Consider the following 22,246-nt stretch of genomic DNA (forward strand, 5'->3'; position numbering starts at 1 on the left):
TTTTGACTATTTGACTCGGAGGCTTGTCAGCCCTTGCGCGGCAATTGCGGCACCAGGCTGCGCTTGCCGCCGTCCTTGCCCTTCGGCTCCGGCTTCTGCGCCACCACCTTTTTCGCGGCCGGCTTCTTCGCCACGGCCTTGCGTACCTTCGGCGCTTCGTCCGGCTCTTCCTTCTTCGGTTTCACCGGCGCTTCGTCGGCCAGCGATTCGAGCTTCAGGCCGGTCTCGCCGGTCTCCTTCTTCTCGACGGTGACGCGCACCGTGCCGCCCTTCTTCAGCTTGCCGAACAGCACCTCGTCGGCCAGCGGCTTCTTGATGTGCTCCTGGATGACGCGACCGAGCGGACGCGCGCCCATGCGCTCGTCATAGCCCTTGTCGGCCAGCCACGAGATCGCCTCGGGCGACAGCTCGAAGGTGACGCCACGCTCGGAAAGCTGGGCCTCCAGCTGCATGACGAACTTCTGCACCACCTGATGGATGACCGGCACCGGCAGCGAGCCGAACGGGATGATCGCATCGAGGCGGTTGCGGAACTCCGGCGTGAACAGCCGGTTGATCGCCTCGACATCGTCGCCTTCACGCTTGGTCGAACCGAAGCCGATCGCCGCGCGCTGCGCGTCGGACGCGCCCGCATTGGTGGTCATGATCAGGATGACATTGCGGAAGTCGATCTGCTTGCCGTTGTGGTCGGTCAGCTTGCCGTGGTCCATGACCTGCAACAGGATGTTGAACAGGTCCGGATGCGCCTTCTCGACCTCGTCGAGCAGCAGCACGCAGTGCGGATGCTGGTCGACGCCGTCGGTCAACAGGCCGCCCTGGTCGAAGCCGACATAGCCGGGAGGCGCGCCGATCAGCCGCGAGACGGTATGGCGTTCCATATATTCCGACATGTCGAAGCGGATCAGCTCGACACCGAGCGAGGCGGCGAGCTGCTTTGCCACTTCGGTCTTGCCGACGCCGGTCGGGCCGGAGAACAGGTAGGACCCGATCGGCTTTTCCGGTTCGCGCAGGCCGGCACGTGCCAGCTTGATCGCCGAGGTCAGCGCGGTGATCGCGGTATCCTGGCCGTAGACGACGCGCTTCAGCTCGATGTCGAGGCCCTGCAGCACCTTCTCGTCGTCAGCCGAAACCGTCTTCGGCGGGATGCGCGCCATGGTGGCGATCGTCGCTTCGATCTCCTTGATGCCGATGGTCTTCTTGCGCTTGGCCTCCGGCACCAGCATCTGCGAGGCGCCGGTCTCGTCGATCACGTCGATCGCCTTGTCCGGCAACTTGCGGTCGTTGATGTAGCGCGCTGACAGCTCGACCGAGGCTTTGATCGCCTCGCTCGTGTAGCGGACCTTGTGGAACTCCTCGAAATAGGGCTTCAGGCCCTTCATGATCTCGATGGCGTCCTCGATGGTCGGCTCGTTGACGTCGATCTTCTGGAAGCGCCGCACCAGCGCGCGATCCTTCTCGAAGAACTGGCGAAACTCCTTGTAGGTGGTCGAGCCGATGCAGCGGATGGCGCCGGTCGACAGCGCGGGCTTCAGAAGGTTCGACGCATCCATGGCGCCGCCCGACGTCGCCCCTGCCCCGATCACGGTGTGGATCTCGTCGATGAACAGCACGGCGCCAGGATAATCCTCGAGCTCCTTGACGACCTGCTTCAACCGCTCCTCGAAATCGCCGCGATAGCGGGTGCCGGCGAGCAGCGTGCCCATGTCTAGCGCAAAGATAGTTGCGTTGTGCAGCACTTCCGGCACATCGCCTTCGACGATGCGCTTGGCCAGACCTTCGGCGATCGCCGTCTTGCCGACGCCGGGATCGCCAACGTAGAGCGGGTTGTTCTTGGAGCGGCGGCACAGCACCTGGATGGTACGGTTGATCTCGCTCTCGCGGCCGATCAGCGGGTCGATCTTGCCGGCCTTGGCCTTGTTGTTGAGGTTGACGCAATAGGCGGTCAGCGCGTCCTGCTGCTGCTTCTTCTTGCCGTTCTCCTCCTGCGGCTCGGCGCCATTCGGGCCGCCCTGCTCGTCATCGGCGCCGCGCGGGGTGCGGCTCTCCGAGGCGCCTGGACGCTTGGCGATGCCGTGCGAGATGTAGTTGACCGCGTCGTAGCGGGTCATCTGCTGTTCCTGCAGGAAATAGGCGGCGTGGCTCTCGCGCTCGGCGAAGATTGCGACGAGCACGTTGGCGCCGGATACTTCCTCGCGACCGGACGACTGCACGTGGATGACGGCGCGCTGGATGACGCGCTGGAAACCGGCGGTTGGCTTGGAGTCTTCGTCGTAGCCGGTGACGAGATTGTCGAGCTCCGTGTCGATGTAGGTGAGAACGGTGTGCTTCAGCTCGTCGAGATCGACGTTGCAGGCGCGCATGACGGCGGCCGCCTCGGTGTCGTCGATCAGCGCAAGCAGCAGGTGTTCGAGCGTTGCATATTCATGGTGCCGCTCATTGGCGAGCGTCAGCGCCTGGTGAAGCGCCTTTTCCAGGCCTTGGGAGAAAGCCGGCATGTTACCTCACTTCTTCTCCATCACGCATTGCAGCGGATGCTGATTCTGTCGTGCAAAATCCATGACCTGGGACACTTTGGTCTCGGCCACCTCGAATGTATAGACCCCGCACTCGCCCACTCCATGATTGTGAACATGAAGCATGATGCGTGTGGCGGCTTCGCGGTCCTTCTGGAAAAAACGCTCCAGGACGTGAACCACGAACTCCATGGGCGTGTAGTCGTCGTTGAGGATGAGGACCCGGTATAGGCTGGGCTTTTTGGTCTTGGTCTTGGTGCGCGTGATAACGGCAGTGCCGCGACCGGCCTCGTTGCCGTCGCCGTCACTTTGCATCCGCACCACGCCTGCCGTGGCAGTCAAACCGATCGTCACGTAGTCCTGCCTCTTTCGAATCCCCATGCGAGTTCGACATGTAGGTGTTCGATGGACGATTTTAAGCCCTTCTGGTTAGCTGACAATATGGCTAGGTGGGCAAACTTGAGCGATTTTGAAAATCGTGAGGACATAAAGCCCCGGAATTGAACCGGGCATGAAAAAACCCGGCCGCGCATCCGCGACCGGGTCTGTCCTGCAGGCCCGCAGGCCGTTTTTCAGTGCCGTCGGACGAAATTACTTCGCCTTGGCGATGATCGATTCGAACGGCTTGTAGGCTTCCTTGGCGAGCTCGGCATAGAGGTCGCCGATCTTGGTGGCTTCGGCGACGAAGCTCTCGTAGCTCTGCTTGGCGTATTCGGACTGGATCTCGATCGCCTTGTCCAGCGACTTGGCCGAAAACAGCTTCTCGAACGCGGCGCTGCCCGCTTCGAGGCTCTTCTTGGTGTACTCGCCAGCCTCGGTGGCGATCGCCTGCGCACCCTTCGAGAGGGAAGCGAAGCTCTTCAATCCGGTGTCGGCAAACTCTTTGCCGTATTTGCTGAAGTCCTCATAGGTCTGGGTCATTTCACGTTTCCCTTTGGTTGAAACGCCCTTTAGCCCCGGGCGCCCTTGTGCAATGCACGATGAATATATTGTGCGCTGCACAAAAGTCAAGTTTTTGCCTGCTTTGTGGGCGCCGCTGCGCCGGCAATGGATAAAATTCGAATAAAGGGAGGCTCAAACGCAAAGAAAATGGTGAACGCGGCGGTTACCATAAACGGATTGGTAACGCCGACCGCGATAGTTTGGCCGGAAGCGAGGCAGGTCCCTTTGCCGCCTCCAAGGCAATGAAATTCAAGGGAAGTATCAGTGCGTCAGGCGTGGTCGGGCTTCGTCTCCAAATCCTCAATCTCCTTCAGGGCGGTCATGATCGTCGCTTTGGCGATGGCGGTCGTTCTCGGCGACGTGGCCTCGTCGATGGCGGCCAAGTCCGCGGCCATCGTCGTCGATGCCAAGACCGGCAAGGTGCTCTATTCGTCCGACGCGAACGGCCGGCGCTACCCCGCCTCGCTGACCAAGATGATGACGCTCTATCTGACCTTCGAGGCGCTGGCCAAAGGTCGGATCAGCAAGAACACGCCTGTGCCGTTTTCGGCCCGTGCCGCGGCCGAGCCGCCGACCAAGCTCGGTGTGAAAGCCGGCCGCGCGGTTTCGGTGGAGACGGCCATCCTGTCGATGGTGACCAAGTCGGCCAATGATTCGGCGACCGCGCTCGGCGAACTGCTCGGCGGCAGCGAGCCCGATTTTGCCCGCATGATGACCGCCAAGGCACGCGCGCTCGGCATGAACGGCACCGTGTTCCGCAACGCCAACGGCCTGCCCGATCCCGGCCAGTTCACCACTGCCCACGACATGGCGATGCTTGGCATAGCGCTCAGGGAGCACTTCCCCCAATATTACGGCTATTTCTCGCAGCGCTCCTTCCTCTATGGCCGCCAGCGCATCAACGGTCACAACCGCCTGCTCGGCCGCATCAAGGGCGTCGACGGCATCAAGACCGGTTACACCCGCGCCTCCGGCTTCAACCTCGTCTCGTCGGTTTCCGATGGCAACCGCCGCCTCGTCGCCGTCGTCATGGGAGGAACCTCGGGCCGCAGCCGCGACAACCAGATGGCCGGCCTGATCAACGCCTATATGCCGAGGGCGTCGACCCGCGGCGGTGGCGCCTTGATCGCCAAGGCTGGCGGCGACGGTCCGATCCGCGCGCTGGCCAAGGTGTTCCTGCCGAAGCACGATGCGCCGACCCCGGATGAAAAGCCGGCGGTCGAAGAGGATACGACGGTTGCCTCGGCGGACGACAGCGCGCCGGTCGTCGAAGAGACCGCTCCCGTCGTCCAGATCAAGAAGGTCAAGACGGTGGCCGTCGCCGCCGCGACCGAGGTTCCGGCGCCGCAAGTCGTGGCCGCCTATGCCGAGCCGGCACCCGCGCCGGCGGTCGACCCGGTCAACACCGCCTCGGTGCCATCGGGATGGGCGATCCAGGTCGCTTCGTCGCCAAAGCAGTCCGAAGCCCAGGCCTTCCTCGACAAGACGAGCAAGCAGGCGCCCAAGGTCCTGGCCGATGCGGCCGGCTTCACCGTCGCCTTCGACAAGGACGGCGTGACCTACTACCGCGCCCGGTTTGGCGGCTTCGGTTCAAAGGACGCTGCCTGGAACGCCTGCAGTGCTTTGAAGAAGAAGAAAATCGCGTGCTACGCCGTCCAACAGTAGGACGGTGCTGGATTCTCCCGGGAAATTTCTGCGTCGAAGGAGACTAATTGTGGTTGGAGAGCAAGACGTCCTTGGCTTCATTGATCCGCGCCGCAAGGAACGACGTGCCACCGATATCGGGGTGCAGGCGCTGCATCAGGCGGCGGTGCGCCTTGCGGACATCCGCCGCGGCGGCCCCCGCTTCAAGACCAAGGATCTTGTAGGCCTCCTCCTTAGTCATGGCGCCCGCACCTGGCGCAACACCCAGCCCTTCGCCACCGTCCGGCTCAGCGTTTTTGCGCCAGATGGGAAACCTGCCGTCAAGATACGTCTCTAGCAACTGGCGGCTCTCGGGATCGCCCGGGAGCTCGCGATAGAGCTGCTGCAATTCCGCCAGGCCCATCGAGCCAAGCATCTTGCCTTCGTGGCGTCCGGCCAGCACCAGGCCTTCCAGCCCGCCGGTCTGGTGATCGAGCTCCATCTCCAGCGCCGCGGTGCGCACAGTCGAACGCTTGCTGGCCGCCGGCTTCGATGTCGGCCGCGCCATCCGCATCGAACCATACCAGGCGGCCGCGCCAAGCAGCATCATGCCGCCGACGCCGCCGCGGCCCGCGACAAGCACGGCTGCACCGGCCAGTGCCAGAAGAACCGGCCCCAGCGTCTTCAAGCCGTCCGCAACCTTTGCCGGATCGGCGCGCACGAAAATCGCCGCGACGCCAAAAAGCACCAGAACCAGTGCAACAAGTGCGATGATTGCGCCCATCAGCTCCCGCCGCCCCGCAAATGCTCGATCAACAGCCGGTCTCCCGGACTACCCCTGGCTTCCAGCGCCTTCAGCCCACCGGTCGCGAACATGGCGACCGCCGAAAGCAGTCCTGCCAGCGTCGCGGCAGCCCGCCGATCAAAACGGAACCAAGCCCCTTTGGACAGCCGTGCGATTTCCTTGAACGCCTTTTCTGCGCCGGAATCATGACCTTCCTGGAAGACGAAGACCGGAACGCCATGCAGGCCGAGGCTGGCTGCCTTGTCCGCTAGGTCGTCGGGGTTTTCCTCCATTGCATCGCCGATATAGACAAGGGCATTGACCTTGCCCTTCGCGGTCTCCTTCAGCGCATGGGCGAGCACCTTGCCGATCTGGGTGTTGCCGCTGCGGCATTCGATGCGCGTCATCAATTGCTTCAAGGCATTGGTGTTGGTGACGAAATCGGACGAGCGGCATTCGCCAAGCCCGCGGAAATAGACCAATTGGACGCTGAGGGTGCCGACCTTGCCGACGGCGTCGAACATCTCGCCCTGCAACGCATTGGCCAGATCCCAGGTCGGCTGCCGGCTCATCGTTGCGTCGAGCGCCAGGATCAGCCGGCCCGCACCGGTCGCGGACGCGGCGAGCGTCCTTGCCTGACGAATGAAAGCATCGATCTCGCCGGTGCTTGATTGAGGTTTGACCGGCGCAGAATCGGCCTTTGCGGGCACGGGCTGCTTGTTGTCGCTCATGAGATCAAGATGTGGCGCGGCGGCAGCGCTTGCAAGTCCCATCATGGGCGACATGAAGGACCAGTACGGCCGGGCAGGAGAAGCGGTTTCAGGACAGCTGACTAAAGCAGGCCGAGTTCGGCCAGTTCGAGCCGCAGTTTCGGCGGCATCTCGGCAATCGCGGCCTTGCCCTTGCCGAGATCGGCGGGCGCATCGGACGGCTTCAGGTATCGCCAGCCCTGGAAAGCGCGGCGCGGCTGCCAGTCGGTGCGCACGACTTGCGGGTCGAGCATAAGATGGCAGCGGCCGATGCCTTCGTCGTCGGTGAACGGCCGGATCTCGGTGATCAGCTGGCGGCACTGCACATTGCCTTTGATCACCCAATAGAGCGAGCCGCCATCGGTGATCTCGGCGCCACGCGTCGGCACCATGCGGGTGGTGTGCCAGTGTTCCGCAGGTTCCCCGGCGCGGCGGCGCTCATCGAGACGAAAGGCGATCCACTCTTCCAGATCCTCGACGCTGTCGCAGCCGACGCAAAGTTTTAGGAGATTGAGAGCCATGGCCCAAGATTTAGCCTGACAGCCCAGCGCGTCAACGGCCTCATCGACTTCTCCACAGTGCCAGTACGGAACGCCGGGGTCGGCTCAGCACTCCACCACATTGACGGCGAGACCGCCAAGGCTGGTCTCCTTGTACCTCTCGTTCATATCGAGACCGGTCTGGCGCATGGTCTCGATCGCCGCGTCGAGCGGCACGAAGTGAACGCCATCGCCCTTGATCGCCAGCGAGGCGGCGGTCACGGCCTTGACGGCGCCCAGCGCGTTGCGCTCGATGCAGGGCACCTGCACCAGTCCGCCAACCGGATCGCAGGTCATGCCGAGATGGTGTTCGAGCGCGATCTCGGCAGCGTTCTCGACCTGTTCGGGCGTGCCGCCCATGACTGCGCAAAGCCCAGCAGCCGCCATCGCCGAGGCCGAACCCACCTCGCCCTGGCAGCCGACCTCGGCGCCCGAGATCGAGGCGTTGGTCTTGATGATGCCGCCGACGGCCGCCGCCGTCAGCAGGAAGTCGCGGATGCTCGGCTGGTCGGCCTCGGGGTGGAAATGCAGCCAGTAGCGCAGCACCGCCGGCAATGTGCCGGCCGCGCCATTGGTCGGCGCCGTGACGACACGGCCGCCGGCGGCGTTCTCTTCGTTGACCGCCATGGCGTAGATCGATAGCCAGTCATTGGCGAGCAGCGGGTTCGGCCGGTTCTGCTGCCACTGCTCCTGCAACTTGTCGTGGAGCTGGCGGGCGCGGCGGCGCACCTTCAGCCCTCCCGGCATGATGCCATCCTGCGACAGGCCGCGATCGATGCAGCCCTTCATGGCGCTCCAGATGGCGTCGAGGCCGCTGTCGAGCTTCTCGCGCGACATTTGCGTCTCCTCGTTGACGCGCTTCATCTCGGCGATGGAAAGCCCGCTCCTGCCGGCCATCGCCAGCATTTCGACGGCATTCTTGAAGGGGTAAGGCACCTTCTTGCCTTCGGTCGTCACCGAGCCCTTGGCCTTCATCCGCTGCAGCTCTTCGTCGGAAACGACGAAGCCGCCGCCGATCGAATAGTAGATGCGCTTAAGCAGCAGGCGGTCGGCGGCATCGTAAGCGTAGAAGGCCATGCCGTTGGCGTGGCCGGTCAGCGGCGTCTTCTTGTCGAGCACCAGATCGGTGGCCGGATCAAAGCGATAGGACGGGTGTCCGGGCGGCGATACTCGCTTGTCGGTGGCGATGCGGGCGACAATGACGTCGGCCTGGTCGGGGTCCACCGTCTGTGGTGTTTCGCCGGCCAGCCCCAGTACCACGGCGCGGTCCGAACCATGGCCGATGCCGGTATAGGCGAGCGAGCCGTGCAGGCTGGCGGCGATGCGCTCGACCTTTGCGCCGGCCGGGCGCGGCCAGTCGTCACCGGCAACCTCGTCGAGGAAGCGCCGCGCGGCCGTCATCGGCCCCATCGTGTGCGAGCTCGACGGGCCGATGCCGATCTTGAACAGGTCGAAAACCGAAAGGAACACGCTTTTGCTATCTCCTGCACCCTTTGAAACCTACATATAGGAATTCTCATGATGTTTCCGCTGTTTTGACAATCGCGGCGCGGCGCCTGCCGACCTTGTTTGCTCCTGCAGCGACATTGGTTGCTAGACCATGACGGCGCGATTAATCTGCGCCTTGCGCCCCCGAAGGCGGCGTCAGTGCCTTGCTTGTCACTTACCCAGGGAGGAAGCAATGCTCGCCTTGAATGCCAAGCCGGATCCGGTGGGTATCGTGCCTGCCCAGACAGCCATCATTGTGGTGGACATGCAGAACGCCTTTGCTTCGGCAGGCGGCATGTTCGACCTGGCAGGGTTCGACATATCCGGCGCGGCACCAGCCATCGAGGCCAACAAGCGCCTGCTCGCTGCCGCGCGCAAAGCAGGCGTGACGATGGTCTATCTGCAGATGTCGTACAGACCCGATCTCAGCGATGCGGGAGATCCCTCCTCACCGAACTACCACAAGGAACTGGGGATGGTCATGATGCGCGGGCGTCCGGAGCTTCGCGGCAAGCTGCTGATCGACAACAGCTGGGATTGGCAAATCGTCGATGCGCTGAAGCCCGAGCCCGGCGACCATGTCATCCGCAAATCCCGCTACAGCGGCTTTTGCAACACCGGCCTGGAGGCGTATCTGCGAGCCCGCAAGATTCGCCATCTGCTGTTCACCGGGGTCGCCACCAATGTCTGCGTCGATGCAACGGCGCGCGACGCCTACATGCTGGAATTCTGGCCGATCCTGGTCGAGGACGCGATGAACCATTCGGGCCCGGACTTCAACCGCCAGTCAACGCTGTGGAATTTCGAAAACGCGTTCGGATGGGTCACCAGGACCGATATGGTCATCGACGCCTTGCGCGTGAAAACTGCCGAACCGTTGCCGGCCTAGCGATCATCGAAGCGACCGCCTTGCCTGTGGTACAAAGGAACATGGGCGATTCCTTCCATCTGTCGACGGCCGATCTCGCGGCACTGGGCTTCTTCCTCCTCGTGTGGGTCCTGCATACGCTCGCCTCCGATGGAAGACTGGTCAGCCGTGTGTCGCTGACGACGGCGATGAACGCGCAGCGCGAGACCTGGATGCGGACCATGGCCGAGCGTGAGATTCGCATCGTCGACACCGCCATCATGAGCGGCCTGCAGCAGGGCACCGCCTTCTTCGCCTCCAGCTCGCTGATCGCGCTCGGCGGCTGCTTTGCGCTGCTCGGCGCCTCCGACCAGGTCCTTACCGTGCTGAGCGATTTGCCGTTGAGTGCGACCTCATCGCGCACGGCGTTCCAGATGAAAGTTTTCGGCCTGGTGCTGATCCTCGCCTTCGCCTTCTTCAAGTTCGGTTGGGCCTATCGGCTGTTCAACTATTGCTCGATCCTGATCGGCTGCGTGCCGATCCCGCATGGCGAGGCCTCACGCAATCCGATTACCGAAACAGCGGTATGGCGTGCGGCGCGCATGAACATGCTGGCCGGCAAGCATTTCAATTCCGGCCTGCGCGGCGTGTTCTTCTCGATCGCCTATCTCGGCTGGTTCGTCGACCCGATCGTGTTAGTGCTGTCGACGCTGCTCTTGCTTGCGGTGCTGGTGCGCCGCCAGTTCTTCTCCGCCGCCAGACAGGCGGTGATCGGTCAGCCGCCCGGCGCCGGAAACGGCTGATCGATCCGGCCCGACAGCCAATAGGCAAAGAGACCGATCCATTCGCGAATGGCCATGGTGGTGACCTGCAGCGAATCGGCCGCATTGTCGCGGAACAGGCCGACGCCCTCCTTGCCCGAGGTGCGGTAGTCGACCGGCCAGGGAATGGTCGCGAAGCCGGCCTTGTCGAACAGTGCCTTGGCGCGCGGCATGTGGAAGGCCGAGGTCACAAGCAGCCAGGTCTCGCCCGGCTTCGGCGCCACCAATCGCTTGGTGAAGACGGCATTTTCGTAGGTGTTGCGGGATTTGTTCTCAAGGATCAGGCGATCGGACACGACGCCGAGCGCGCCAAGCAGGCGGGGTGCAGTGTCGGCGTCGCCCTCGCCGTCGAGGAAAAGCTCGCCATTGCCGCCGGAAACGACCACTTTCGCTTGTGGGAAGCGCCGCGCGAGGATCGCGGTCTCGACCATGCGGTCGCCGCCGCTGTTCAGCTCGTCGCCGCCGCGCACCAGATTGATGGCGCCCTCGAAGCCACCACCGAGCACGACGATGCCGTCGACCTTCTGTGGCAGCGGCGGCTTGGGAAAGCGCTCTTCAAGCGGATTGAGCAGCATCGCGCCAAGCGAGGTCCAGGCCGCCAGCGCGAGGATCAGGAAGGCGAGCACGCTGCCGGAAGCGAACAGTTTTCTGCGCCCAAGCAAGGCGGCGAGCAATCCAGCCAGCAGCAGGAAGATCGCCAGGTTGAGCGGCTGAATGATGAACCAGAAGATTTTGGAAAGATAGAAGAACATCCCTCGCCCCATTACAGCGCCGCGCGTCCCTGGACGCGCAAAGGACGCTGTAACACTTTGATTTTGCGCATGATCCTTTTCCGAAAATCGATGCCGATTTTCGGGGTCATGCGCTAGACAAGGAACGATCCTACCACCACTTCTCCGGCTGAAATGTGCCGGCCGCCTGCTCGATGACATGGGCGGTCTGGAACAGCGTTTCCTCATCGAAAGGACGGCCGATGAGCTGCAGGCCGAGCGGCAGGCCCTTGGCGTCGAGGCCGGCGGGCACAGCGATGCCGGGCAGGCCGGCCATGTTGACGGTCACGGTGAAGATGTCGTTGAGGTACATCTTGACCGGATCGGAGGCCATGTCCTCGTCGGCAACGCCGAAGGCAGCCGACGGCGTTGCCGGGGTCAGGATGACATCGACGCCGGCAGTAAACACGTTCTCGAAGTCGCGCTTGATCAGGGTGCGCACCTTCTGCGCCTGCAGATAGTAGGCATCGTAATAGCCGGCCGACAGCACATACGTGCCGATCATGATGCGGCGCTTGACCTCGCGGCCGAAGCCGGCGGCGCGGGTCCTCTCATACATGTCGATGATGTCCTTGCCCGGCACGCGCAGGCCGTAGCGGACGCCGTCATAGCGGGCGAGGTTGGATGAGGCTTCGGCGGGCGCGACGATGTAATAGGCCGGCAGGGCGTATTTGGTGTGCGGCAGCGAGATGTCGACGATCTCGGCGCCGGCATCCTTCAGCCAGGCAATGCCCTTCTGCCAGAGGGCCTCGATGTCCTCCGGCATGCCGTCGACGCGGTACTCCTTGGGAATGCCGACCTTCATGCCCTTGATCGGCTTGCCGATCGCCGCCTCGTAGTCCGGCACGGGACGGTCGACCGAAGTGGTGTCCTTCGGATCGACGGAGGCCATCGACTTCAACAGGATCGCGGCGTCGCGCACGTCGCGGGCGATTGGTCCGGCCTGGTCGAGCGACGAGGCGAAGGCGACGATGCCCCAGCGCGAGCAGCGGCCATAGGTCGGCTTGATGCCGACCGTGCCGGTGAAGGCGGCGGGCTGGCGGATCGAGCCGCCGGTGTCGGTCGCCGTGGCGCCGGCGCAGAGGAAGGCCGAGACGGCCGACGCCGAGCCGCCCGACGAGCCGCCCGGCACAAGCTGGGCGTTGTCGAGGGTGCGCGCGGTCTTGGTGCCGCCGGCCGAAACAAAGCCGCCGTCGCCCTGATGCGTCGTCGGCATCACCACCGTGTCGAGGCGCGAGCGCCGCCACGGGTTGATCACCGGGCCGTAATAGGATGTCTCGTTGGACGAGCCCATGGCGAACTCGTCCATGTTGAGCTTGCCCAGCATGACGGCGCCGTCGGCCCACAGATTGGCGGTGACGGTCGATTCGTAACGCGGCTTGAAGCCGTCCAGCACGTGGCTGCAGGCCTGGGTGTGGACGCCTTCGGTGCCGAACAGGTCCTTGATGCCGAGCGGGATGCCCTCCAGCGCACCGCCCTCACCCTTCGCCAGCTTCGCGTCGGAGGCCTTGGCCATATCGCGCGCCTTGTCCTCAGTCACGGTGACATAGGCATTGAGCGCCGGATTGGCGCGCTCGATCGCCGAGAGGTAAGCCTCGGTGATCTCGGCCGCGGTAATCTCCTTGCCGCGCAGCTTGGCACGGGCCTGCGAAATCGTCAGGTGGGTCAGGTCGCTCATCAGGCAAGGCTCTTTTCGTAAAACACCGACCACTCGGAGTCGGGATAATCCAGCACCGGGCCGCAGCGCGAGAAGCCGGCGCGTTCGTAGACGGTCCAGGCGGCGGGATGGCGGTCGCCGGTTTCCAGCACCAGACGCTTCAGCCCTTCGCTGCGCGCCAGCGCCTCAACCCGTTCGACGATCTTGGCGCCGATCTTGCGGCCGCGATGCGAGGGCCGCGTGTACATGCGCTTGACCTCGCCGACCGAGCCTTCATGGCGCTTCAGCGCGCCGCAGCCGATGGCCAGGCCGTTGTCGCGGGCGATGAAGACGCTCGTGTCCTCGCCGGCCATCTGCTCGACAGTCAGGTGGTAGCAATGTTCAGGCGGCGTCAGTTCGAGCAGCGTGGCGTTGAGCTCCTCGACCAGGGTGCGCACGTCGTCCTGCAGCGGCGTCTCGATGGCGATCTCGACTGCCACCGCCACCTACTCCACCACCTTGGGAACGAGGAAGAAATTCTCATCGGTCGCCGGCGCATTGGCGACGATGTCGGTGGCCTTGCTACCGTCGGTGACGACGTCCTGCCGCTTCTTCATCTCCATCGGCGTGACCGAGGTCATCGGCTCGACGCCGGAGACGTCGACCTCGTTCAACTGTTCGACGAAGCCAAGGATGGCGTTCAACTCGCCGGTCATGCGCTCGGCGTCCTCTTCGCTCACCGCAATGCGGGCAAGGTGCGCGACGCGCTTCACTGTCTGAAGATCAACGGACATTTCTGTTGCCTCGGGAAAACCAGCGCTATAGCGGCGCGGCGCTTGCCGCGCAACATGCATCGTCACGCGGGCAATTGAGACTTTGGGCTCAAGGCAGAGCCACGCCGTCGCACAACACGTAACTGCCGCCGTTGCCGGCCTGCTCGCTTTCGTCGACGACCGGGCGGACCGAAACCAGGTCGATCTGAGTCGGGCTCATCTGCGTGACCGAAAGGACATCCGGAAAGACAAAGCCCGGCTCCTGGCAGATGGCGGTGACCGCCCAGCTTGGCGAGAGTGTTGCCTTGGTGACCTGAAGGAATTCGCAATTGTATTCGACGCTTTGCAGGCCGTGGGCCGACAGCACGATGTTGCCGGCGTCGATCACGCTCTGCAGCGTCTCCTTCTTGGCCTTGGCGCAGAGCTCCTCGGACTGGAGATAGACGCCTTCGATGAAATCCTCGGCCGCCGGCGCCGGAGATGCGGCGACCAACATCGAAACGCAAAGAGTCTGCCTCAACGCCATGGTTTCATTTCATTTTTCTAGAGTGCGACGGTTTTTCTAGAGAGTGATGGTCTGGCCGATCCCCGGCAACGCCACGTCCACACCTGATCCCTCCATTCCCGCAACGAATTTTTCCGCCGTCTGGTCGATGATCGGAAACGTGCCGAAATGGCAGGGAACGACCGTATCGAAGCGAAAAAAGCGCCGGCAGGCAAGGGCTGCCACCGCGCCGCCCATGGTGAAGCGGTCGCCGACCGGCACGATGCCGATCTTCGGCTCGTGCAATTCGTTGATCAGCGCCATGTCGGAGAAGATGTCGGTGTCGCCCATATGGTAGAGCGTTTTCTCTTCAGGGAAATGCAGGACGAGCCCGCCGGGATTGCCGAGATAGGTGTTCAGACCGCCCTCGCCGCCAAACGATGACGAATGCAGCGCCTGCACGAAGGTGGTGGTGAAGGCGCCGCAATCGACGGTGCCGCCAATGTTGCCGGGATTGATCTTGTCGCTGCTGGCGCCTTTGCCGACGAGGTACATGCAGATCTCGTAGTTGGCGACCAGCACGGCGCCGCTCTTCTTGAGGACTTCCAGCGCGCCGCTGACGTGATCGTTGTGGCCGTGGGTCAGCAGCACATGGGTGACCCCTTCCGCCGGTCCTTCCCAGCCGCCCGTCCAGGACGGATTGCCGACCAGATAGGGGTCGATGAGGATATTGGCGTCCGCCGTTTCGATGCGGAATGCCGAATGTCCATACCAGGTCAGTTTCATCAGTCGTGTTCCTCGATTTTTGCTGCGCCGGAAGATAGAACGCCTCCTGCAGAATGAAAGTGCCATAGTGTCATTGCCGGTCAAAAGAGCGTGTCACGCTCCATCGAAGGAAAACCGTTGGGGATCATCGCGATCGAGGAATTGCCGGCACGGCTTGTCGGCGGCAGGACACTGGCCGGGCTCGACCTCGGCGACAAGACGATAGGCGTGGCGGTTTCCGACCGCGGCCTGTCCTTCGCTCATCCGCGCCCTGTCATTATGCGCAAGAAATTCTCCCTCGACGCGGCCCTGTTGCTTGCCCAGCTGCAGAAGGACAATGTCGGCGCCATCGCGCTCGGCCTGCCGGTCAACATGGACGGGTCGGAGGGTCCGCGTGCCCAGAAATCGCGGGCCTTCGTGCGCAACATGGCTGCCCTGTCCGACCTGCCTTTCGTGCTTTGGGACGAGAGGCTGTCGACCGTGGCGGCCGAGCGGACACTGATCGAGATGGATTTCTCGCGCAAGAAGCGCGCCGGCAAGATCGATTCGGCGGCGGCCGCCTTTATTCTGCAGGGAGTCCTTGACCGGCTTCAGTCGCTCGGGCCATCCGCTCAGGCGGAACCGGATTCATCCAGCGGTTCCTGACCCAGGAGGCAATGTTGCGGCGGCGGCGAAACGCCCACAACGCCATCAGCAGGAAGCCGTCGAAGACGCAGGTTTTGGCTACCATGCCCGGAATGATTGCCGGATCGATGCCCAGCATCTGGCCGTAGAGCTCGAACACCAAATCATGCAGCCGACGGCTCAGCATCACATAGCCGAAATTGATGTCGTTGAGCGACAAATAGAACCAGCCCCAGAACAAGGCCATGGGGGCCGCCCACAGTGCGAACAGAATGCGCATCAGCGGCCATCCTCATGCTTCGTGTCCGATCGGCCGGAAATACGGTTGAGCAAGGAACTGTGCGCTGCCCCTCTTGCCATGACGTTGGCTCTGGCACGGATCTCGCTCTCGACGGCAACCGTCGTGGCCAAGGCCGATCGGCGCTCGGCCAGCACGGCAACATAGGACGCCAGCAGCGCCGTCAGTTGCACGGCTATGACCATGAACAGTCCGTCGATGCCTTGCGCGGCGCCGCCGACCAGGATCAGCGACAGGACGCCGGACGCGGAAATGAAGGCGATGCGCACGACGATGTCGGTGGCATCGGGATTTGCCGCGATGTTGAGCAGGGTCTCGACGAAAGCCCAGCAGAACAGCACCGCCACGACCAGCAGTGCGATGGCCAAAGGCGCGACGACGACGGCGTCATCCAGACCGGCTAAGTGAGTGCTCTCGACAGCCACGCCCAGCACGCCGAGTGCGCCTGCGACGCCGCGGTTGCCGTCGATGCAGATGAAGGCCAGCAAGGCGAAAACGATCGCCCAGTGCAAGGCCAGAAAAGAGGTCAGTACGTGCCGCATGGCGTTCCTGCTTCGCGAGCACAGGCGGCTTATGGTTAACCAATCCTTGCTCCAGCAGGACTGTGGGCTCTGCGGCCGGCCACCGCAACGGAAACCATTTGTTAAGGTTAACGGCTATCCACAGGACAAGGCGAACCGCGAAAAGCCCGCGTCGGCGCTAGTTCACCGGCGGATAGAGCGTGTCGATGATCATGCGCGCATCGTGGCGCGAATCGAGCATGCCGTAGGTGTTGCGCCACTGGCCGGCGAGCCGCGTCTCGACGAAGGCATCAGCAATCCGCCCTGCCCCCAGCCGGCGAAGCTCGGCTGCGGCCGCCGACAACGCCAGTTGCTCGGTGAGCAGACGGGCGGAGCCCTCGTCGGTCGCCGCCACTTGCATGGCCGCCTTGAGCACGCCGATGGTGCCGCGTCCGCCGGCGCCGAGGTCGCGGTCGATGCCGGCCAGCACCTCCTCGAACAGGCCCGGCGCGCGGCCGAGCACGCGCAGCACGTCGAGCGCCATGACATTGCCCGAGCCTTCCCAGATCGCGTTGACCGGGGCTTCGCGGTAGTAGCGGGCGAGCGGCGCCTCCTCGACATAGCCGTTGCCGCCGAGGCATTCCATGGCCTCGTAGAGCAGTGGCGGCGCGATCTTGCAGACCCAGTATTTGACGACCGGCGTCATGGCACGGGCGAAGGCCGCCTCGCCACGGTCACTGGCCGCCTCGTCGAAGGAGCGCGCCAGCCGGAACGACAGCGCGGTGGCGGCGGCGACGTCGAGCGCCATGTCGGCCAGCACGCGCTGCATCAGCGGCTGGTCGATCAGACTGGCGCCGAACACCTGGCGGTGACGGGTGTGGTGAATGGCCTCCGCGAGGCCCGCCCGCATGATCGCCGAGGAGGCGACGGCGCAGTCGAGCCTGGTCAGCGTCACCATGTCCATGATCGTCTTCACCCCTGCCCCGGGTTCGCCGACCATCTCGCCGATGGCATTGACGAACTCCACTTCCGACGAGGCATTGGAGCGGTTGCCGAGCTTGTCCTTCAGCCGCTGGAAGCGGAAGCCGTTGCCAGAACCGTCGCCGAGGATGCGCGGGACGAGAAAGCAGGAAAGACCTTCCGGCGCCTGTCCGAGCACCAGGAAGGCGTCCGACATCGGCGCCGACATGAACCATTTGTGGCCGGTCAGGCGATAGAAGCCGCTGCCGGCGCGCTCGGCCCTGGTGACGTTGGCGCGCACGTCGGTGCCGCCCTGCTTCTCGGTCATGCCCATGCCGAGCGTCAGCCCGGTCTTTTCAACCGGCGGCTTCTGGCTCTGGTCGTATTTGCGCGTTGTCACCCGTGGCGCCCATTCGCGAAACAGCTTTGGGCTTGCCATCAACGCTGCCAGCGAAGCGCTGGTCATGGTGATCGGGCACAGATGCCCGGTCTCGAGCTCGGCGGTGATGTAGAAGCGGGCGGCGCGCACCTGGTGGCGGCGGCCGATCTCGGCGTCGCCATTTTCCCAGACCGAGGAATGCAGTCCGTTGGCGACCGAACGGCGCATCAGTGCGTGGTAGGCGGGATGGAACTCGACCAGATCGACGCGCCGGCCCTGGCGGTCATGGGTCCTGAGCTTCGGCGTCTCGACATTGGCGAGACGGGCCAGTTCCTGCGCTTCCTGCGTCAGCACGAAGCGGCCAAGCCCATCCAGATCCTTGCGCACCGGATCGGAAAAGCGCTCGGCAAGCTGGATAAGCAACGGATCGCCCCGCCAGGCGTTGCCGCCCGTCAGCGGCGGCGGCTGGTTGGTCACGTCGTCGGTCACGCTTTGTCCTTGTCGTCGCAGGTCGGTCGAATCCGAAGCCATCGGCGGGTTATAGCCCAAGCCACGCAAGGCGCGCGACGAAAATACCGGGGAGAAAGGCCGCAATCCAAAGCCGGTGCTTGCAGCAGGGAATTCTGCACCCTATAGCAGCGCCTTGAGATGACTGACGCTTCGTCCCTGCCGCTCTATCCCCACCGCCATCTTCTGGGCATCCGCGATCTTTCCCCCGCCGATATCGAGCTTTTGCTCGACCGGGCGGACCGGGCCGTCGCCATTTCGCGGCAGCCTGAGAAGAAGACCTCGACGCTGCGCGGCCGCACCCAGATCAACCTCTTCTACGAAGCCTCCACCCGCACGCAATCCTCGTTCGAGCTTGCGGGCAAACGGCTCGGCGCCGACGTCATGAACATGTCGGTGGCAAGCTCTTCGGTGAAGAAGGGCGAGACGCTGATCGATACGGCGATGACGCTGAACGCCATGCGCCCCGACATATTGATCATCCGCCACCAGTCGGCGGGGGCGGCGGCGCTTCTGGCGCAGAAGGTCGGCTGCTCGGTGGTCAATGCCGGCGACGGCGCGCATGAACACCCGACCCAGGCTTTGCTCGACGCGCTGACCATCCGCCGCGCCAAAGGGCCGCTGTCGAAGCTGATCGTGGCGATCTGTGGGGACATCCTGCATTCGCGCGTCGCGCGCTCCAACATCATGCTCTTGAACGCGCTCGGCGCGCAGGTGCGCGTCGTCGCCCCTTCGACGCTGTTGCCGTCAGGCATCGAGAGGATGGGCGTGATCGTCGCCCGCTCGATGGCCGAAGGCCTGAAGGGTGCCGACGTTGTCATGATGCTGCGCCTGCAACGCGAGCGGATGGAAGGCGCCTTCGTGCCGTCGATCCGCGAGTATTTCCGCTATTTCGGCCTCGATGCCGAAAAGCTGAAGGCGGCCAAGGACGGCGCGCTGGTCATGCATCCCGGCCCGATGAACCGCGGCGTCGAGATCGCCTCGGAAATCGCCGATGGTCCGCAGAGCGTCATCCAGGAGCAGGTAGAAATGGGTGTCGCCGTGCGCATGGCGGTGATGGAAGCCTTGCTCGACCCGCGCCGCAACCATGAGGGGCGCGGCGCATGACGACGACCGTCTTCAGCAAGGCGCATATCGTCGACCCGTCGCGCGGTGTCGACGAGATCGGCACCGTCATCGTCGAGGGCCGCAAGATCGTTGCTGCAGGCAAGGCCGCCCTGAACCAGGGCATGCCGGAGGGCGCCATCGTCGTCGACTGCGCCGGCAAGGCGCTCATTCCCGGTCTGATCGACGCTCGCGTCTTCATAGGCGAACCGGGCGGCGAGCACCGCGAGACCATTGCCTCGGCAAGCGTCGCCGCGGCGGCCGGCGGCGTCACCTCGATCGTGATGATGCCGGACACCGACCCGGTGATCGACAATGTCGCGCTGGTCGAGTTCGTGCTGCGCACCGCCAAGGACACGGCCGTGGTCAACATCTTCCCGGCGGCGGCGATCACCAAGGGTCTTGCCGGCCGCGAGATGACCGAGTTCGGCCTGCTGCGCGAAGCCGGCGCGGTCGCCTTCACCGACGGTCGCCACACCATATCAAGCGCGCTGGTGATGCGCCGGGCACTGACCTATGCCCGCGATTTCGGCGGCGTCATCGCGCATGAGACCCAGGATGGCGACCTGGCCTCGGCCGGCGTCATGAATGAAGGCCTCTATGCCAGCTGGCTCGGCCTTGCCGGCATCCCGCGCGAGGCCGAATCGATCCCGCTGGAACGCGACCTGGCGCTGGCGCGGCTGACGCGCGGCGCCTATCACGCGGCCAAGATCTCGACGGCGATGGCGGCGGAAGCTGTGACGCGGGCGAAGGCCGACGGTGCCAATGTCACGGCGGGCGTTTCGATCCACAATCTGTCGCTCAACGAGAACGATGTCGGTGAATACCGCACCTTCTTCCGGCTGACGCCGCCGCTGCGGGCCGAAGAGGACCGGCTGGCGATGATCGAGGCGGTCAAGGACGGCACGATCGACATCATCGTCTCCTCGCATGACCCGCAGGACGTCGACACCAAACGCCTGCCCTTCGCCGATGCGGCTGCCGGCGCCATTGGCCTGGAGACGCTGCTGGGAGCCGCACTCAGGCTCTACCACAACGGCGATGTGCCGCTGCTTCGGCTGATCGAGACACTGACCGCCGCTCCCGCAAGACTGTTCGGCTTGCCCGGCGGCACGCTGAAGCCGGGCGCTGTCGCCGACCTTGCGGTCGTCGACCTCGACGAACCGTGGGTCGTCAGCGAAAGCGGCCTTCGCTCGCGTTCGAAAAACACCTGTTTCGAAGGCGCGCGGCTGCAAGGCAAGGTCTTGCAAACGATGGTAGCGGGCCGCACAGTGTTTTCGGCCTAAGTCGGCCACGGCGCATTGCGCTGTTCCGAACGGTTGGCGAAACGCGGGGGGAAACAATGAGTTACGGCGTCATCCTGGCACTGGTGTTCGGCTATCTGCTCGGCTCGATTCCCTTCGGCCTCTTGGTCACCCGTGCCGCCGGCCTCGGTGATGTCCGCAAGATCGGCTCCGGCAATATCGGCGCCACCAATGTGCTGCGCACGGGCAACAAGGGGCTCGCCGTAGCGACGCTGTTGCTCGACGCGCTGAAGGGCACGGCAGCGGTGCTGATCGCCGCCCGCTTCGGGCCGGACTTCGGGCTCTGGGCCGGCTTTGGTGCCTTTCTCGGTCATCTCTTCCCGGCCTGGCTCGGCTTCAAGGGCGGCAAGGGCATCGCCACCTATCTCGGCGTGCTGATCGGGCTGGCCTGGCAGGTGGCGCTGATCTTCGCCGTCGTGTGGCTCGCCGTCGCTTTCCTGTTCCGCTACTCCTCGCTGGCGGCACTGGTGGCGGCCGTGGTGGTGCCGATCACACTCTATTTTCTCAACACGCCGCAGATTGCTAGCCTGTTCGCGGTGATGAGCCTGATCGCAATCATAAAACATCGCGCCAACATTTCGCGGCTGCTTGCCGGCACCGAGGGCAAGATCGGAGCCAAGGGGTGAGCAAGCCTGCCGTCGGGCCGCGCCTCAGCGACCGGCAGCGGCTGAGTTGGCTTCGCCTGACCCGCACGCCGAATGTCGGCCCGGCCTCCTTTCGTCAGCTCATCAACCGTTTCGGCTCGGCGGAGGCAGCACTCGAGATGCTGCCCGAGCTGATGATCTCCGGCGGCGCCAGCCGCATTGCCCGCATTCCTTCGGTCGCTGAGGCGGAGGCGGAACTGGAGGCCGCCGGCCAGGCCGGCGCCCGCTTCGTCGGCATCGGCGAAGCCGACTACCCGCCCCTGCTGAAAAACATGGACAACCCACCGCCGCTCCTCGCGGTGAAAGGCGAGGCCGCGGTGTTCCGTCTGCCGGCGATCGCCATCGTCGGCGCCCGCAACGCCTCCCTTGCCGGTATCAAGATGGCGCGGATGCTGGCGGCGGATCTCGGCCGCGACGGCTACGCGATCGTCTCCGGGCTGGCGCGCGGCATCGACACGTCAGCGCACCAGGGCAGCATTGCGACGGGAACGATCGGCGTGCTTGCCGGCGGGCTCGACCTGCCCTACCCGCCCGAAAATGCCGGTCTCTGCAACGAGATCGCCGAGCGCGGTGGCGCCGTCATTTCGGAAATGCCGTTCGGCTGGCAGCCGCGCGCGCAGGATTTTCCACGCCGCAACCGGCTCGTGGCGGGTGCAGCACTCGGGCTGGTCGTGATCGAAGCGGCGCAACGCTCGGGATCGCTGATCAGCGCCAGGCTGGCCGGCGAGATGGGCCGGCTGGTCTTTGCCGTACCCGGATCGCCGCTCGATCCGCGCGCCGCCGGCTCCAATGGCCTGCTCAAGGACGGCGCCACGCTCGTTACCGAAGCGGCCGACATCGCAAGCGCGATCGCACCGCTCGCCGGCACCCGGCCGCCAAGGACGGCGCCGCTTGCCGAGCCGCCAGAACTCTCGGCAACGCCGCCGCCCGGCGAGGACGAGCGCGCGGGTGTGCTCGAAGTGCTCGGCCCGACGCCGGTGGCGGTGGACGAGGTCATCCGCCATACCGGCCTCAGCGCCGCGCAGGTTTCCATGGTGCTGCTGGAGCTGGACCTCGCCGGCCGGCTGGAGCGCCACGCCGGCGGCAATGTCTCGCTGGTTTTCGGCGGTTTCTGAAATCTATCGAGAGCGCGGCGCATTGCGCGTCTGGCTCGTCCCCGCGAATGCTGGAATGCGAGCGCCTTCGGATTCCA

The 22,246-nt window shown here is 64.3% G+C and carries 24 protein-coding genes; 8 read left to right on the forward strand and 16 right to left on the reverse strand.

Annotated elements, in window-relative coordinates; all coding sequences use genetic code 11:
- Window positions 1–26: 26 nt before the first annotated feature.
- From clpA to ACFX5Q_RS08050, 3 genes are all read right to left on the reverse strand, one after another.
- Entirely contained in the window at window positions 27–2,495 is a 2,469-nt protein-coding gene (gene clpA / locus ACFX5Q_RS08040; RefSeq protein WP_404276809.1) for an ATP-dependent Clp protease ATP-binding subunit ClpA, read from the reverse strand.
- Between the two features lie 6 nt (window positions 2,496–2,501).
- Window positions 2,502–2,828: an ATP-dependent Clp protease adapter ClpS gene (gene clpS / locus ACFX5Q_RS08045; RefSeq protein ID WP_023671012.1), complete on the reverse strand. Its 327-nt coding sequence runs from the start codon at window positions 2,826–2,828 to the stop codon at window positions 2,502–2,504.
- A gap of 276 nt (window positions 2,829–3,104) precedes the next feature.
- Window positions 3,105–3,434, reverse strand: a complete 330-nt coding sequence (locus tag ACFX5Q_RS08050) for a phasin family protein (RefSeq protein ID WP_404276811.1) — start codon at window positions 3,432–3,434, stop codon at window positions 3,105–3,107.
- Window positions 3,435–3,719: 285 nt separating this feature from the next.
- Between ACFX5Q_RS08050 and ACFX5Q_RS08055 the strand changes: the two genes are divergently transcribed.
- Window positions 3,720–5,120 carry a D-alanyl-D-alanine carboxypeptidase gene (locus ACFX5Q_RS08055; RefSeq protein ID WP_404276813.1) on the forward strand — a complete coding sequence of 467 codons (1,401 nt, stop codon included), beginning with the start codon at window positions 3,720–3,722 and terminating at the stop codon, window positions 5,118–5,120.
- A gap of 43 nt (window positions 5,121–5,163) precedes the next feature.
- On the opposite strand, the gene ACFX5Q_RS08060 is transcribed toward ACFX5Q_RS08055, so the two are convergent.
- The 4 genes from ACFX5Q_RS08060 to ACFX5Q_RS08075 form a co-directional block, all read right to left on the reverse strand.
- Window positions 5,164–5,862, reverse strand: a complete 699-nt coding sequence (locus ACFX5Q_RS08060) for a DnaJ domain-containing protein (RefSeq protein ID WP_404276815.1) — start codon at window positions 5,860–5,862, stop codon at window positions 5,164–5,166.
- Window positions 5,862–6,593, reverse strand: a complete 732-nt coding sequence (locus ACFX5Q_RS08065) for a VWA domain-containing protein (RefSeq protein ID WP_404276817.1) — start codon at window positions 6,591–6,593, stop codon at window positions 5,862–5,864. Before ACFX5Q_RS08065 ends, ACFX5Q_RS08060 begins: the two co-directional genes overlap by 1 nt.
- A 101-nt stretch (window positions 6,594–6,694) precedes the next feature.
- Entirely contained in the window at window positions 6,695–7,132 is a 438-nt protein-coding gene (locus tag ACFX5Q_RS08070; protein WP_040582725.1) for a DUF1489 family protein, read from the reverse strand.
- Between the two features lie 84 nt (window positions 7,133–7,216).
- Complete coding sequence (locus ACFX5Q_RS08075) at window positions 7,217–8,620, reverse strand: L-serine ammonia-lyase (protein WP_404276819.1); 1,404 nt, start codon at window positions 8,618–8,620, stop codon at window positions 7,217–7,219.
- A gap of 211 nt (window positions 8,621–8,831) precedes the next feature.
- Between ACFX5Q_RS08075 and ACFX5Q_RS08080 the strand changes: the two genes are divergently transcribed.
- A complete protein-coding gene (locus ACFX5Q_RS08080; RefSeq protein WP_404276821.1) occupies window positions 8,832–9,527 on the forward strand; it encodes a cysteine hydrolase family protein in 696 nt (231 codons plus the stop codon).
- A gap of 41 nt (window positions 9,528–9,568) precedes the next feature.
- On the forward strand, window positions 9,569–10,288 hold the full coding sequence (locus ACFX5Q_RS08085; RefSeq protein WP_404276822.1) for a DUF599 domain-containing protein: 720 nt from the start codon (window positions 9,569–9,571) through the stop codon (window positions 10,286–10,288).
- On the opposite strand, the gene ACFX5Q_RS08090 is transcribed toward ACFX5Q_RS08085, so the two are convergent.
- From ACFX5Q_RS08090 to ACFX5Q_RS08115, 6 genes are all read right to left on the reverse strand, one after another.
- Window positions 10,261–11,058, reverse strand: coding sequence for a YdcF family protein (locus tag ACFX5Q_RS08090; protein WP_404276824.1), 798 nt, complete (start codon window positions 11,056–11,058; stop codon window positions 10,261–10,263). The genes ACFX5Q_RS08085 and ACFX5Q_RS08090 overlap by 28 nt on opposite strands.
- Window positions 11,059–11,188: 130 nt before the next feature.
- Window positions 11,189–12,754, reverse strand: a complete 1,566-nt coding sequence (locus ACFX5Q_RS08095; RefSeq protein WP_404276825.1) for an amidase — start codon at window positions 12,752–12,754, stop codon at window positions 11,189–11,191.
- Entirely contained in the window at window positions 12,754–13,212 is a 459-nt protein-coding gene (locus ACFX5Q_RS08100) for a GNAT family N-acetyltransferase (protein WP_192179053.1), read from the reverse strand. The genes ACFX5Q_RS08095 and ACFX5Q_RS08100 overlap by 1 nt, the downstream gene beginning before the upstream one ends.
- A gap of 6 nt (window positions 13,213–13,218) precedes the next feature.
- Window positions 13,219–13,506 (reverse strand): Asp-tRNA(Asn)/Glu-tRNA(Gln) amidotransferase subunit GatC, encoded by a 288-nt coding sequence (gene gatC / locus ACFX5Q_RS08105; protein ID WP_006202114.1) that lies wholly within the window; start codon window positions 13,504–13,506, stop codon window positions 13,219–13,221.
- Window positions 13,507–13,594: 88 nt separating this feature from the next.
- The gene (locus ACFX5Q_RS08110) at window positions 13,595–14,011 is read right to left on the reverse strand and encodes a hypothetical protein (RefSeq protein ID WP_404276827.1); all 417 of its coding nucleotides are present in this window, start codon (window positions 14,009–14,011) and stop codon (window positions 13,595–13,597) included.
- A 36-nt stretch (window positions 14,012–14,047) separates the two neighbouring features.
- Window positions 14,048–14,755, reverse strand: coding sequence for a metal-dependent hydrolase (locus ACFX5Q_RS08115; protein WP_404276829.1), 708 nt, complete (start codon window positions 14,753–14,755; stop codon window positions 14,048–14,050).
- A 117-nt stretch (window positions 14,756–14,872) separates the two neighbouring features.
- Here ACFX5Q_RS08115 and ruvX point away from each other — a divergent pair, with 117 nt between their 5' ends.
- On the forward strand, window positions 14,873–15,379 hold the full coding sequence (ruvX, locus tag ACFX5Q_RS08120) for a Holliday junction resolvase RuvX (RefSeq protein ID WP_404276831.1): 507 nt from the start codon (window positions 14,873–14,875) through the stop codon (window positions 15,377–15,379).
- Here the strand turns inward: ruvX and ACFX5Q_RS08125 are convergent.
- The 3 genes from ACFX5Q_RS08125 to ACFX5Q_RS08135 all read right to left on the reverse strand — a co-directional run bounded on the left by ACFX5Q_RS08125 (window position 15,297) and on the right by ACFX5Q_RS08135 (window position 17,984).
- Entirely contained in the window at window positions 15,297–15,638 is a 342-nt protein-coding gene (locus ACFX5Q_RS08125; protein ID WP_404276833.1) for a DUF6105 family protein, read from the reverse strand. The two genes, ruvX and ACFX5Q_RS08125, sit on opposite strands and share 83 nt — an antisense overlap.
- The gene (locus tag ACFX5Q_RS08130; protein ID WP_404276835.1) at window positions 15,638–16,198 is read right to left on the reverse strand and encodes a hypothetical protein; all 561 of its coding nucleotides are present in this window, start codon (window positions 16,196–16,198) and stop codon (window positions 15,638–15,640) included. The genes ACFX5Q_RS08125 and ACFX5Q_RS08130 overlap by 1 nt, the downstream gene beginning before the upstream one ends.
- A gap of 157 nt (window positions 16,199–16,355) precedes the next feature.
- Entirely contained in the window at window positions 16,356–17,984 is a 1,629-nt protein-coding gene (locus ACFX5Q_RS08135; protein ID WP_404276837.1) for a DNA alkylation response protein, read from the reverse strand.
- Between the two features lie 159 nt (window positions 17,985–18,143).
- On the opposite strand from ACFX5Q_RS08135, the gene ACFX5Q_RS08140 reads away from it, so the two are divergent.
- The 4 genes from ACFX5Q_RS08140 to dprA are packed head-to-tail and all read left to right on the forward strand — an operon-like array spanning window position 18,144 to window position 22,169.
- On the forward strand, window positions 18,144–19,109 hold the full coding sequence (locus ACFX5Q_RS08140) for an aspartate carbamoyltransferase catalytic subunit (RefSeq protein WP_404276839.1): 966 nt from the start codon (window positions 18,144–18,146) through the stop codon (window positions 19,107–19,109).
- A complete protein-coding gene (locus tag ACFX5Q_RS08145) occupies window positions 19,106–20,392 on the forward strand; it encodes a dihydroorotase (protein ID WP_404276841.1) in 1,287 nt (428 codons plus the stop codon). Before ACFX5Q_RS08140 ends, ACFX5Q_RS08145 begins: the two co-directional genes overlap by 4 nt.
- Before the next feature lie 56 nt (window positions 20,393–20,448).
- A complete protein-coding gene (gene plsY / locus ACFX5Q_RS08150) occupies window positions 20,449–21,036 on the forward strand; it encodes a glycerol-3-phosphate 1-O-acyltransferase PlsY (RefSeq protein WP_404276843.1) in 588 nt (195 codons plus the stop codon).
- On the forward strand, window positions 21,033–22,169 hold the full coding sequence (dprA, locus tag ACFX5Q_RS08155) for a DNA-processing protein DprA (protein ID WP_404276845.1): 1,137 nt from the start codon (window positions 21,033–21,035) through the stop codon (window positions 22,167–22,169). Before plsY ends, dprA begins: the two co-directional genes overlap by 4 nt.
- Window positions 22,170–22,246: the final 77 nt, after the last annotated feature.

It is taken from the genome of Mesorhizobium sp. IMUNJ 23033 (assembly GCF_044778005.1).
Lineage (GTDB): Bacteria > Pseudomonadota > Alphaproteobacteria > Rhizobiales > Rhizobiaceae > Mesorhizobium > Mesorhizobium amorphae_A.

Coding starts and splice junctions, on each gene's coding strand:
- ACFX5Q_RS08145 (WP_404276841.1), top strand. CDS start 19,106: ATGACGACGACCGTCTTCAGCAAGGCGCATATCGTCGACCCGTCGCGC.
- ACFX5Q_RS08070 (WP_040582725.1), bottom strand. CDS start 7,132: ATGGCTCTCAATCTCCTAAAACTTTGCGTCGGCTGCGACAGCGTCGAG.
- ACFX5Q_RS08110 (WP_404276827.1), bottom strand. CDS start 14,011: ATGGCGTTGAGGCAGACTCTTTGCGTTTCGATGTTGGTCGCCGCATCT.
- ACFX5Q_RS08090 (WP_404276824.1), bottom strand. CDS start 11,058: ATGTTCTTCTATCTTTCCAAAATCTTCTGGTTCATCATTCAGCCGCTC.
- ACFX5Q_RS08085 (WP_404276822.1), top strand. CDS start 9,569: ATGGGCGATTCCTTCCATCTGTCGACGGCCGATCTCGCGGCACTGGGC.
- ACFX5Q_RS08080 (WP_404276821.1), top strand. CDS start 8,832: ATGCTCGCCTTGAATGCCAAGCCGGATCCGGTGGGTATCGTGCCTGCC.
- ACFX5Q_RS08140 (WP_404276839.1), top strand. CDS start 18,144: ATGACTGACGCTTCGTCCCTGCCGCTCTATCCCCACCGCCATCTTCTG.
- plsY (WP_404276843.1), top strand. CDS start 20,449: ATGAGTTACGGCGTCATCCTGGCACTGGTGTTCGGCTATCTGCTCGGC.
- clpA (WP_404276809.1), bottom strand. CDS start 2,495: ATGCCGGCTTTCTCCCAAGGCCTGGAAAAGGCGCTTCACCAGGCGCTG.
- ACFX5Q_RS08065 (WP_404276817.1), bottom strand. CDS start 6,593: ATGAGCGACAACAAGCAGCCCGTGCCCGCAAAGGCCGATTCTGCGCCG.
- ACFX5Q_RS08115 (WP_404276829.1), bottom strand. CDS start 14,755: ATGAAACTGACCTGGTATGGACATTCGGCATTCCGCATCGAAACGGCG.
- ACFX5Q_RS08060 (WP_404276815.1), bottom strand. CDS start 5,862: ATGGGCGCAATCATCGCACTTGTTGCACTGGTTCTGGTGCTTTTTGGC.
- clpS (WP_023671012.1), bottom strand. CDS start 2,828: ATGCAAAGTGACGGCGACGGCAACGAGGCCGGTCGCGGCACTGCCGTT.
- ACFX5Q_RS08130 (WP_404276835.1), bottom strand. CDS start 16,198: ATGCGGCACGTACTGACCTCTTTTCTGGCCTTGCACTGGGCGATCGTT.
- ACFX5Q_RS08125 (WP_404276833.1), bottom strand. CDS start 15,638: ATGCGCATTCTGTTCGCACTGTGGGCGGCCCCCATGGCCTTGTTCTGG.
- ACFX5Q_RS08050 (WP_404276811.1), bottom strand. CDS start 3,434: ATGACCCAGACCTATGAGGACTTCAGCAAATACGGCAAAGAGTTTGCC.
- gatC (WP_006202114.1), bottom strand. CDS start 13,506: ATGTCCGTTGATCTTCAGACAGTGAAGCGCGTCGCGCACCTTGCCCGC.
- ACFX5Q_RS08095 (WP_404276825.1), bottom strand. CDS start 12,754: ATGAGCGACCTGACCCACCTGACGATTTCGCAGGCCCGTGCCAAGCTG.